The sequence below is a fragment of the Shimazuella alba genome (assembly GCF_009831235.1).
In the GTDB taxonomy this organism is placed as follows: Bacteria; Bacillota; Bacilli; order Thermoactinomycetales; family Thermoactinomycetaceae; genus Shimazuella; species Shimazuella alba.
Map to the genome: position 1 here is coordinate 23,663 of NZ_WUUL01000013.1, position 12,711 is coordinate 36,373.

Here is a 12,711-nt window from a genome sequence, read left to right on the forward strand (position 1 = left end):
CAAAAAAGCTCTAAAACGGACGATAAAATAATTTATTTTTCTAAGATGTCATTTGGTTTTTTATCAATCATGAAATTGATATCAAACAAAAATGCCAAGTATGATCATTCGTATATGTGACGAAGCAGGATCACACATAAATCTTTTTTCTAAATAGATTATAATCACAATATTGGAAATTTGCACTGACTGGATTCTTTCAATCTATTACAGTAACAATCACAAATACACTTACAAATAAATGGGAAAATGGGAAAATTACAGTATTAAGAATATTCAAATCCCGTAATGGAGGTGTTGGACTTGGATAAAAAGCGAGTTGGAGTCAAACTCAAAGCAGAAAGAACCAAAAGAGGCATTCTCCAGAAAGAAATAGCTGATCAATTAAAAGTGGGAACGACCACCATCAGCAATCTAGAGCGTGGTTTTGAAGGAGTAGCCGAAGAAAAATATATTTTATATGCCCAAGAATTCGGTTTAGCTGAAGAACTTTGCGGGGTAATTTCAGAAGAAGAGTTGCGAGAACGGCACTATATCAAAAAACTAACGAATATTGACCATTTACTTGCAACAAACACGGAAAAATGGGATCAAGAATTAGAAGTTTTAAACAAAGAAGTCGACTTTGAATCCGAAACCAAATTAGCTCCTTTTTATCACTTTTTAAAGGGGAAAATTTATCGGGAAAAAGGCAAGAAAATAAACAACCAAGGAACCAGCAATCATTCATCGAATAAAACACTGACTAAAGCTGAAGATTACTTTTTACATGCAATCGATCAAATTAACGAAGACCCATTTCAGAACATTGGGAATTTTACTTGCGTTGAGGAAAAGAAGAGATTGCGTCTCTTCTTCCCAAAATACGATTACCGATTTATTACATCGTTCTATAAGTTGCCTAATATTGAAGATAACGACACCGAAATTATACCAACTATTATTCGTTCCGATATTAAGAAAGCACCCAGATATACAAAACACCCTCAAATCCATCTTGTTGTCTATCTCTCCGAATACGGAGGGACAAGCATTAAACAAACATCCAATGAATGGAAAGAGGAATTAGCCTCCATTCCTAACGTTTTCTTTACCATATTTGATGTTGCTGTAGAAACACCCCGTAAAAACGGTAATTTAGAAATAAGACCTTTTGATCGAACTGATTTTGCTGAAACCTTAAAAGTGGCCGACGGAGTAATCACAACTGCTGGACACACTCTATTATCAGAATGCCTATACTTGGGATTACCTATATATGTCATACCGCTTGGAACATTTGATCAGCATTACTGCGCAAACTTTATCCAGGATAATCAATTAGGGATCTCCTCCTACAGCATTACAAAAAAAGAATGTTTGGATTTTATTGCTCTACTGGATCATTGGAAAAACAACATTAAAAATTGTGATAACATCCTCACTTCTTCTGATTCTGTACAAACGATTGTTGATTTTTTGGAGGATCTTTATGAAAAAACTGGTGATAAATGCAGATGATTTTGGCCTAGATTGGGATCGAGATTTAGGTATTTTATTAGGGGTTTTGTTAGGGGTAATCAGCAGTGTCAGTGTAATTGTTACTTTTAAACAAAGCCATAACCGATTACAACTTTTTGTTAGATGGATTCGTAAATTCCGTCCTCAAGTAAGTATTGGGTTACACCTTAATCTCACGGATGAACCGTTAAACTCTTGCGAACTAGGAAATATTATTCGTCAGTCTTTAAATTCTGAAGTTCATCCTAAAGTTTCCTTTTGGAAATCCGCATTAAAAGCTCTCATGAATATGCAAGCGATTTCTTCTGAAATCGCTTCTCAAATAGATGTATTCCATCGTGTCTTTGGCAGCAAACCAGCGCATTTGGATGGGCACAATCATTGTCATATCGCCCATCCTATCATCTTCGATGAAGTAAAAAATCAAGCTCATTTACATGGTATTTGTCACATTCGTTTTCCCAATGAATCATTAACAAAAGATCATAAAGACCTCTATCAATGGATGGAAATAATTCGAAACAACACAAAACCTGAACTTCTTGCTGAATCGATGAGAGAGAACCTTTTCAGCGATCTATTTTTATATGATTACAGCTGCTCTCAACTCTCTCCTATTCCTTCAAAGACTTTCATCGGCTCTGTATATGGTCACATTCGAAGTTTTTCATTTCTTAAGCAAAATATTAACCAAGCTTTTCAAACATCGAATCTATTGGAATTAATGGTTCATCCAGGACTCCAATTTCCAATTTCACATACAACATGGTTTTCTAATTTCGATAGAGTTCACGAGTTATGGAATTTATTACGACTTCGGTCCTATATAAGAAAACAAAACATTCAGATTGTAAATCATGATGAAGAAAGTATATGAAAGGGAAGGGAATTGAATTGTCTACCAAAATATTAATCACGGGTGTTGGTGGTTTCATTGGTTATCATGTAGCTTCTCGTCTTCTTCAGGAGGGCTACACCGTTATTGGTATAGATAACCTGAATAGCTACTATGATGTCAAACTGAAACAAGATCGACTTCAACAGTTACAGCATCCGAATTTCACATTCTACAAGATTTCACTGGAAGATAATGAAACGGTTGTGAAATACTTAAAGAATCATGAATTCTATGGATCTGTCGTCATTCATTTAGCTGCTCAAGCAGGAGTCAAATATTCTTTAGTCAATCCTGGGGCATATATACAGTCAAATCTGGTAGGATTTGCAAATATATTAGAACTCTGTAGACAGATAAAAATAAAACATTTACTCTATGCTTCATCGAGTTCAGTATATGGCGCAAATCAAGAAGTTCCCTTTTATGAAAAAGATCAAGTAAACCACCCTCTAACTTTGTATGCAGCAACAAAAAGATCAAATGAATTAATGGCTCATGCGTATAGTATTAATGGCTTACCTACTACTGGAATGCGATTTTTTAACGTGTATGGACCATGGGGGCGACCAGATATGGCACTTTATCTTTTTACAAAAGCTATTTTGAAACGAAAGCCTATTTATATCTATAACAACGGTAATATGTTTCGCGACTTCACCTATATCGATGATGTTGTAGAGAGTATTGTAAGGTTAATAGATCAAATCCCAACTCGAAAGCCACTTGAAGAAAGTCTCAAAAACCCAAATCAAAGTCATGCACCTTTCCAACTTTTTAATATCGGTAATCAAAAACCTATCTACTTGATGAAATTTATTTCCTTAATCGAGAAAAAGTTAGGAATAACAGCGATTAAACGTTACCTCCCTGATCAAGAAACAGAAGTTTATCAAACTTTTGCGGATGTTCAAGAGCTAAAGAATGTCATTCAATTTAGTCCTAATACCCCTATCGAACAGGGAATTGAAAAGTTTCTAAATTGGTATTTTCTTTATTATCATCCATCTGAACATCAAATGATTCAGTGATTGGATAAAAGAAAACAGTTTAGTATTGTTTGGAGGAAAGCAGTAATGAGTGATCATAAAGCAACAAATGAAATATTTACAATGGTAGAAACCCTACTTTTCAAATCAATACAGGAAGTCAACGCCATTCATTTAGGGAGATTAAACCCAAAATGGATTTTAACATTTACAGATGGTACCAAGTTATTTGTCAAACAATATCATCCAGATCGGTACATAGGCAAAATACCAGCGGTAAAACAAGCTCTATCCATTCAAGATCAACTCTTTCATAAGGGGATACAATGTCCAAAGGTTCATTCTGTGAATAGGGAATACATCCTACATACAAAATCAAATCATCAATTTTCTATGTTCGAAGTATGCCCTGGTATCCTTGTTTTACCTGGTAAACCCAATCAGAACCAAATGTATTCATGGGGAAAAGAGCTTGGTAAGATGCATCATCTTTTAGATAAGGTACCTGCAGGGCCCATAGATTGGATTCCATCCAAAGAAGAAATTCAATCTTTTTGGGAATTGCAAATGAAAATCGCTGAAGATTATCCAGTTTCTTATCGTGTACAAAAGATGTTAGAAAAAGAGCAGGAATTACTAGAACTGTATGACCAAACATTTTTTGATCAATGCAAACATGGATGGGCTCATTGGGATAACCAAGTTTACAATGTGTTATTTCAAAGAGATGCTATCTCATCTATCTTAGATTTTGATCGAATGAGATATGTGTATCCTGAATTAGATGTAGCCCGTGCAATATTATCCGGCTGCATAGATAACGAAACAAAACTTGATGAAGAGAAAGCTAGGGCATTTATAACTGGTTACCAGGAAACGATAAAAGAATTTCAGTTAAATGATGTGATTCGTTCTTTCAAACTCTTATGGTGCAGAGAATCCGTTTGGTGGATTAAGGCAGATATAGAACAAGATGAAGAGATCCCTCAAAGATTTTCAAAGGAAATCGAATGGCTTCAGAATAATTGGAGTTATTTAGAAGACATCTTATGCTAGGAAATAGGGGACTAAAAACATTCTCGTGACAGACCTTGAACGCAAATGTGCGACAAGACGAAACTTGACCAATAAATGGAAATAAGAACAAACAACCATCTCACCGTCAAAAAGGTGTCAATATTTTGTCTGCAACTTGTGGATTCCTTTATTCGAACTTGATAATATAATGAAAACGGTCATCATCAACCAACAAGATGACATAAAAAAAGAAGTAAAAGACTGCCATCTTTTACTCCTTTATGTAGAACTACACTATCAAATTAACAAGAGCTATTACAGCTAGTAACAACTCAATCCAAATAGTGAGAAAAGGAACGATTTTTCCGAAGGGAAATTGTTCCTTTTTTCGTTTTTTCTTGCTCATGATGCCTCCTCCCTTCTGAAAGGATTAAGCAAAGTATAGACTGCCTCAGATAGCGACCGCCAGTAATAATGTGAAAAAAATATGAATTATCAAGAAGGAATTTCATCAAACATGGACAGGTTATTTAATCCTTTTTCCAATACTATCTACCACCTATTCTCAGAACTCCACTACTCAGTAAACACGGGCAACGTTGAAGCAGGGAGCATCCTAAGAAGACCCGACAGTTTTAGTAAGAGAAACATGGCAGTAGGCTATTTGCCTTAATTCAGGGCAATCTACTTCTGTCTAAAATATGGAACCACTCTTTTGGCACAATCACAATTGTATTTTCATAACCCATTTTTAATCCTGATCATTATGTTTCTTATCTACATTTCTAACCTTTTGAATCTCATCCAACAGCTCTTTTACCTTTGAACTGTAATCATTACGAACTTCATCTATTTTTTGGTTATATTCCTCACGAATTTTACTCACTAGATGGCCTAGAACCAGCATCCGGCGACTGAGGGGCAACGCACCCATATAATGGAATCAGATGTTTCTTAATGAACATTTTCGGGGGATATGCAAAAAAAACCATGTTTGACATCAGAGTTTGAAGATAAGATTGCAAAAATTACGGAACAGGTCGCAAGGATGGATGTTCCTCCCAAACAACGGAGGAATAGCTTTTTGCCTATCTAAAGGGGAAATGCTATAATCGCCAGTGAAAACAGTCAAACTGTCGTTGGAGGATCGCATGATCATGACTCCCAAACCGTTCTGGTGGATCAACAAGAGCACCGCCAACTGCATGGAAGCGGTGAGGAACTACTATGAGTCCACTCCCCGTGAAAAGTGGACGGAAGACGGGCTCAAGCGAAAGCTTTCCGGTCTTCTCAACTTGTTGAAGAAATACAAGAGCGATGAGCTACATGGTGTACAGGAATTCCAGGCACGCCTTCAGCTATTGCTCGAAGCAATGAACGTGAAGCCCAACGGAAATCGAGACGAAGCGATTCGTCTTCTGCTCCGAGCAGCCCGCCTCCACTACGATGAGGATCAGACCCTCGCTGGGATCTGGCACCGCCGGTGTGAGACAGACAACTGCTGGGACCAACAAAATCAAGTGGCCGCAGTTGTCTGGGAAGAGCACTCCTCCTCTCCGATTCGTGTACAGCTGCTGAATGCGGCCGACACCCTCCAGCGACAGGCGGAAGAACTGCTTTAGCACTGACCACGTAGGTTAGTGCTACGGGGCGACAACCTACGTGTTGTCGCCCCGTCCCTGTTTTTCTACCCTATTCGTTTTTTCTATTTTTTCGCCCACCTATTTGGGTAGTGAGACAGTAGCTGCTCTAGCCAGTCAGATAGATACCATTATATGGTTACGTTACCCCTCAGTCGCCGGATGCTGGTACTACCCCTAGATCTTGGTGACTTGCAGTTTTTTGAGTAGACTCTTCACGAGCAGTATTTAGTTGTTCCTGGTACTCTTTTATTTTGATATTGTAATCTTCATGCACTTTGTTTAGTATTCCTTGGTATTCACGTTCTTTTGCCAACAGAGTTTTTTCTTGTTCAAACGCCGATCTCTCCATAATTTCTGATACTTTTTCACTATGCTGCTGTTTTAACTCTTCTAATTGAACGGTTCGTTGAGAAAGCTCATGTTCAAGCTGAATCTTTTCTTGTACAATAGTAGAAATATCATTCTTTAACTTTTGATTTTCTTCTGCTGCCCCTTGGTGCTGCGCTAAAAGAGAAGCCAAATTTTCTAGCTTTTCTTTATATTCATCAATCAATTCTTCTGAACGCTCATGAGCTTTATTAGCAGTAGCAAGCTGTGAGTTTAAGGCTTCGTTCTCTTTACGAACGTTATCTAGATCCTCTTCCATTTGTTTTAACTGATCTTTGTATTGGTTAATCTCAACCTTCATATTTTGAATATTTATTTCTTGAGTATGAACTTGTTCCTCATATTTATTTTGTATTTCCTCTGATTGGAATTCAAATCGCTGCACCATGTTTAACAGCATTTGTATGATCCGCTTTGTATAACGTTCTATTTCTCCTATTTCGGTAGAGTATTGTTTCTGGTCTTCTAGATTTTTTAGCTCAAGTAAACTCACAGCCCACTCAAACCATTCCTTCTTATCTAAGCCAGAACTTCTTACCAGTTCGTCCGCTCTTTGATGTACATCTTGCGTTGCCTTTGTTCCCCAAGTTTTATCGGACATTTAATTTATTCTCCACCTTTTTTTATTTATTAAAAATAAGGTTAACTTAAAAGAACAGTAATATCAATGGGTTAACCGGTTAACTAGGTTAACCTACTAGTTTTTACAAGACCAAAATGAAGTTGTAAAATTGGTTCTGAATATATGAAACACATTTCATCATCAGATAATAAGGAGGACAGGATGAATCTAAAAGAAAGAGCAACAGAGGCCTATAAATGGGTTTCTTTCGGAATCGCTAAACCCTATGAAGCCATGATTCCAAAATGGATTAAAGAAGAAATTGAAGACAGAGGTATATTTATTAATCGATTATTCGAGGCATTGGACTATATAAAATCTTCTAAAATCGACAAATGGATTAAATCACTTAGCTTAAACGAATATGACATGGCATACATAAAGAAAATCGAAGATCTCCTTTTAAAAGAAACGATTCCAACTCTCGATTCATACCTCGAAGATAAAAGGATACGAAAACTTAACGAAAGAGACGATATTTATCCAGGAGTCCGTCGATTTCTAATGCCATACTGGCCAAGATATGTAGGCTGCATTCAAAATGATGATGGCTATTGCAAAATGCTCCATCTTTGGGTTGAAGTTCATGTGGGAAGAATTGAAGATTTAAAGGAAAATAGGCTCCTAACTATTCTAATCACAGAACCAAACGCAAGAGGTTTTGCAAATCATGTAGAACATATTTGCACACAGATAAGATACACGTACATTCCTCGGTTTACAGCAAATCATAAAAATATCAAAGAAAGCCAAATAAGATGGGTTTCGGTCCAAGGGGAAGTAATGGATTGGAACGGATGGTCCATAGATCATATTGTCTGGAATGAAAAGCTCCAAAAATATGACTGGAGTGTAGAGACTTCAAAAAGAATAGATCATCTGGACTGGCCCTATCTTGAAAGCATGATCCATTTTCAAAATACGGCAAATACTGCACTGAAATTTATCGATCTAGAATATAAACGTCTGAAACATCATGCTCCCATCTGGTTAAAAAAAATGATGATAGATGTTACCCATGAATTATCACAAGAGCAAGAAATTTTAAGTCCTATCGAAGAAGTATATAGAGTAATGGAACATATCAGCAAAGGGGATAAAACTTCAAACTTTACCATCACTGATAAGATCGTGCATCGAACCATACTTTCAATTCCTCGACCTCTCGAACAAGAGAATTACACTGATATTTACAATATAAAAAAAGCCCTTGAACAGTTCAATAGTAACACAACAAATTTAGAATAAGAGTAGTCGTCCTATGAAAAACGTGATCGAAATACCCAAAAAGCAGAGGCTCAGGCTTCTGCTTTTCTGCTTGTAAATACAAACTTGAAAAGGAACGGTATAAAAACTCCCAACAAAATAAATATTTCAAAATAAATCCATTTATAAAAATATTTGACAATTATAAATCATGGATGTAGACTGAACAAAAATAAAAATAACAAAAAGGAGGATAAAAATATGTTCCATAAGATAAAAAACATGTCATTAGAATCAGCAAAAGCGCAACTATTATTCAACGAATGGAATCAGCGGGAGGATGTTGTAGTTCTTGATAGTGAAACCACAGGGCTATGGGATGCGGAAATTTGCGAAATCGCCGTAATTGATCTGCAAGGAAATTCATTATTTAACTCTTTTGTTAAGCCTGTTCATCCTATTCCTTACGAGGCGTATAAAATCCATGGAATTAATGATGATATGGTAAAACATTCTCCTGGATGGTTAGAGACATGGGACAAGCTCTACCCCATTCTCAAAGATAAATTAGTATTGATTTACAATGATGAATTTGACCATCGTCTTATGCACGAAAGTTTTGCAACATGCGATCTTAACGATGAAGTATTTAGAGAGAAATTGCAGCAAGTAAAAGAGATACAAACTGCTTGCGTCATGCGTACTTATACGGATTTAATAGATTCCAGTACATGGGTAAAATTAACGTTTGCATGCGGTCATTCCACCAAACACCGTGCCATGAGCGATTGTAGAGCAACACTTGAAGTGATAAAAAACAATTACAAACCCGATTTTACAGAGACAGACTATAAGCAATTAAAATTAATGGAAGCTTTTGAATCCACTACTAAGCGTATTCGATCCCTGAATCGTACGATTAAAGCGTTATCGCAAGAGCAATCGGAATTGTTAGCAGAACAAGAAAAGATAATCCTACTACTGGAAGGGAATTTTGGAGAAGACAATGCAGAGTCTGAGGTAGCTGCTACATATGACCCATTTGAAGTTGTAAGCAGACCGCTAGACTTATCAGATGATGACTTACCATTCTAAGCGAGGAGAAATGGAAAATGATAAAGATTAGATTGCAAGGTCTTCCATTAGAAGTAGAAAAGGCGAAGAAAACACTAAAACAACAGTTTGATCTAACTTCAAGTATCGAATTCATACCTTAACCGTAATAGCGAATACATTAGGCTGTATATTGAGGCAGACATGAAAGAACCCCAACATTAATCAGTACATTTGTTAAAGAGAAAACCCCTTTCTACTTAAGGGGTTTTGTTGTGTCTATAAAAAAAGCTAATATCTTTTTAATAACTTAGACTGAGGGGTATTCCCATTCGGTAAGGGTTAATTTTGGGGATTGTGTCACCACCCAAACATCTCACATAGATCATCTAAACACTTTTCAAATATCTTTTTCTATATAACCTGTTTTTTGTTCGTTTAAGTGTACTGTGTGATGCAAATTCCCCCTAGTCCCCCCAGGTTTCTTCCACCAGTGAACTACTTGTTCATTGCTTTCGAGAAAAATTTAATAGTTTTTTCATAATAGATTTTATCTTACTGGTTATTTTTCCATTTCGGATCTCAGAAACTCTTTTATTCCCAATATGGATTAAATCTGTTTCTTCTTTCCCAAATACTCGTACTACAATATCTCTTATTCGATCTAATTGTTGAGCTATTTCTTGATCCCCTTCTTGCATTTCCACGGCGATGTACTTGCTTACATACTCAATCCCAAAAATAAAACGAGATTCTAGAAATCCTTCGTAAGTAAATACATTCTTAAATGAGGTATCTTTTACTTCCTCATAATCACCTAGCTTAGGAATTTCCCAGGGATGTGAAATTGCCTTATAGTTCTCAAAAGACATAAAGTGCTTCACAGCTTTGCTTTTCATTTCTTCGTAATCATTGGTTGGTGTTGACTTTGTAATACCCCTTTTAAGGGAAAGGTATTGTTCCATGGTATAACGATCTTTAATCTTATCGTTTTTAATCCGGTGGTACTGGTCTTTCAACTTTTTTGTATCAGGAGCATTAGAATATACAAGCTTTTTAAGAAAGTTGTATTCATTAAGAGAAAAAACATCTCCAATTTTTCGGTTCTTTACAAGCTCATATTTATCTCTCATTTTTCCTCATCCTTAATTTAGTTCTTAATAGAATTCTAATGGGAATCTCCGGTTATACAAAAGGACGCAGATTCCTGATAAATATATCGAACAGAGGTAGTACCAGCGTATTCGGTAGCTCCCTTTTGCGTTTATTTGAAAGAGTAACATATATGCTATTATTATAATGATTTGAAAATATGTGTAATTATCAACTTGTAGGCGGTGAACAACACGAATAGTGAACAACATGAACAGTAATTTTGATAAATTGACAGGCAAATGGCAATCACTTGGTAAACTTGGACAGGAAGCAGAACAATACGTGACCAGTGATCCTAGTGTAGCACTATTTAAACTTCGTTTATTTGCGGAGAAAATGACAGAGGAGATTCTCCGTTTAGAGGGAATCAATACCTTCGAATTTGACAATCAAGTCGATAAACTCAACAAACTAGAGGAAGAACAACTATTATCAGCTGAAATACTAATGGTATTCCACCATATTCGTAAAGCAGGCAATAAAGCGGCACATACGGGAGAAGGTACGACCGAAGAGACGCACATGCTGCTGGATCAGGCATCCTATCTTGGTTCTTGGTTTATAGAGCGCTATGTAGAAAATAATCGTGTGTTTGGTAAATTCATACAAGATGCAGAACAATACGTGACTAGTGATCCTAGTGTGGCGTTATTTAAACTTCGTATATTTGCAGAGAAAATGATAGAGGAGATTCTCCGTTTAGAGGGAATCATTGTCCTAGAAACGAACCATCAAATTGATAAACTAAGTAAACTAGAGGAAAAACAATTATTACCAGCTGAAATACTAATGGTATTCCACCATATTCGTAAAGCAGGCAATAGAGCGGCACATACGGGAGAAGGTACGACTGAAGAGGCGAGTATACTACTGGAGCAGGCTTCGCGTCTTTGTTCTTGGTTTGCAGAGTATGTAACAAATAATGATGGCAAAGAGCGGAAATCACTTGGTAAGATACTGCGATATATTTCTGTAGGAAAAAACAATCTTTCATTTGTACCAATTCTTCCATTGGTGGCCATTATTCCGTTCGAGGCATTTATTTGGAGTATTTATGGTGTCGGATTTGCGTTCGGTGTTGCGATGACCCTTTTTATCATATACATATGGAGACGTGCAAGGTTAAATAGAAGCGGCCATCGTAAGATTGGCTATACCTTTTGGATTGGAGTGTTTTTGATTGGTTCACTTGGACTACTCATAGAGGAAGATGTTATAAAAACTACATCATATAAGGATATCGATTTCACTTTATTTCCTCAAGATGATGTAACGACAGGTTCAGAGACTATGAAAAACTTTAATGTATATGATTCTTTCTATGATGATTCAACTCTTTACATAGATAATAAAATTATTGATACTACAAATATCTCTTGGAACATCGATGTCGGATCTAAAATTTATGCAGAATGGACCTTTCCTTGGGGAGGAATGAAAAGTGATACACAGCATGTAGAAACTGAATACATGCAACTTTATCCAAAGGCAGATCCACAATTACAAAAGCAACTAACTAATTTTTTAAATGAATTCGCCAAACAATGCGTACAAGCAAAATTGAAAAATAATCCTAATATTGTCACACTTGTTTCAGGAGATATTGACGATATGTGTAAAAATGCATCATTTTTTGATGACAATGAAAAGTTAATCGAAACAGGAATTGATTTTAAAAATTCGAAACCTGAGTTCTATTCATCATTCCTGTTTAATGATTATGTACTTGTTTTTAAGTTAAGTGCTTATATCAAATACGATACGGACGGAGAAACAGAGACCTTGGATGGCAGTTTGCGACTTATTTATAACAAAACAAAAAAGAATTGGTCCGTAGAACATTGGTCAACTGATTTGCTTGATCAAGGGGAATATGAAAATAATCCAGACGTTGTTATCACCAAGTTTGAATAATAACTGCGATTAATTGAAAAAACTGAAAGCCCCATCCAGCTACGGTAGGCCGTTTTACTGATTCTACTCTTAAACCTGAATTAAAAAATTGAATTTCAAATCAAATATTCTCTTTTAATCACTAGGGAAAACATTACAAAAAGTGAGATTTGTTTTAACTCAAACCAACAAACAATCAGCTCCTTAACATACAGAAAGTCGGTTGATTTGTGTCTGAAATATGTCTAAATGTACAAGTATTATTTGATAAAATGTGAGCGTTGATGGCTTATTGTTAGGCGGTACAGTGTTCACCCATAAGCAGTTTCGGTTACATTTTGATCCTAGGCA

10 protein-coding genes are annotated in these 12,711 nt (G+C 36.2%); 8 read left to right on the top strand and 2 right to left on the bottom strand.

Annotation, left to right across the window (positions count from 1 at the left end; all coding sequences use genetic code 11):
* The first annotated feature begins 303 nt into the window (after positions 1-303).
* The 5 genes from GSM42_RS16490 to GSM42_RS16510 all read left to right on the top strand — a co-directional run bounded on the left by GSM42_RS16490 (position 304) and on the right by GSM42_RS16510 (position 6,023).
* Complete coding sequence (locus GSM42_RS16490; protein WP_160802637.1) at positions 304-1,500, top strand: glycosyltransferase family protein; 1,197 nt, start codon at positions 304-306, stop codon at positions 1,498-1,500.
* Positions 1,472-2,377: a ChbG/HpnK family deacetylase gene (locus GSM42_RS16495; protein ID WP_160802638.1), complete on the top strand. Its 906-nt coding sequence runs from the start codon at positions 1,472-1,474 to the stop codon at positions 2,375-2,377. Before GSM42_RS16490 ends, GSM42_RS16495 begins: the two co-directional genes overlap by 29 nt.
* Before the next feature lie 17 nt (positions 2,378-2,394).
* Complete coding sequence (locus GSM42_RS16500) at positions 2,395-3,426, top strand: NAD-dependent epimerase/dehydratase family protein (RefSeq protein WP_160802639.1); 1,032 nt, start codon at positions 2,395-2,397, stop codon at positions 3,424-3,426.
* Between the two features lie 45 nt (positions 3,427-3,471).
* Positions 3,472-4,440 (top strand): phosphotransferase, encoded by a 969-nt coding sequence (locus tag GSM42_RS16505; protein WP_160802640.1) that lies wholly within the window; start codon positions 3,472-3,474, stop codon positions 4,438-4,440.
* A 1,118-nt stretch (positions 4,441-5,558) separates the two neighbouring features.
* Positions 5,559-6,023: a hypothetical protein gene (locus tag GSM42_RS16510; protein WP_160802641.1), complete on the top strand. Its 465-nt coding sequence runs from the start codon at positions 5,559-5,561 to the stop codon at positions 6,021-6,023.
* A gap of 169 nt (positions 6,024-6,192) precedes the next feature.
* On the opposite strand, the gene GSM42_RS16515 is transcribed toward GSM42_RS16510, so the two are convergent.
* Complete coding sequence (locus GSM42_RS16515; protein ID WP_160802642.1) at positions 6,193-7,032, bottom strand: hypothetical protein; 840 nt, start codon at positions 7,030-7,032, stop codon at positions 6,193-6,195.
* Positions 7,033-7,215: 183 nt separating this feature from the next.
* On the opposite strand from GSM42_RS16515, the gene GSM42_RS16520 reads away from it, so the two are divergent.
* Positions 7,216-8,301: a hypothetical protein gene (locus tag GSM42_RS16520; protein WP_160802643.1), complete on the top strand. Its 1,086-nt coding sequence runs from the start codon at positions 7,216-7,218 to the stop codon at positions 8,299-8,301.
* Positions 8,302-8,520: 219 nt separating this feature from the next.
* Complete coding sequence (locus tag GSM42_RS16525) at positions 8,521-9,354, top strand: 3'-5' exonuclease (protein WP_160802644.1); 834 nt, start codon at positions 8,521-8,523, stop codon at positions 9,352-9,354.
* 464 nt (positions 9,355-9,818) lie between these two features.
* Here GSM42_RS16525 and GSM42_RS16530 read toward each other — a convergent pair whose 3' ends face one another.
* A complete protein-coding gene (locus GSM42_RS16530) occupies positions 9,819-10,445 on the bottom strand; it encodes a hypothetical protein (protein WP_160802645.1) in 627 nt (208 codons plus the stop codon).
* A gap of 229 nt (positions 10,446-10,674) precedes the next feature.
* Here GSM42_RS16530 and GSM42_RS16535 point away from each other — a divergent pair, with 229 nt between their 5' ends.
* Complete coding sequence (locus GSM42_RS16535) at positions 10,675-12,381, top strand: DUF4145 domain-containing protein (RefSeq protein WP_160802646.1); 1,707 nt, start codon at positions 10,675-10,677, stop codon at positions 12,379-12,381.
* Positions 12,382-12,711: the final 330 nt, after the last annotated feature.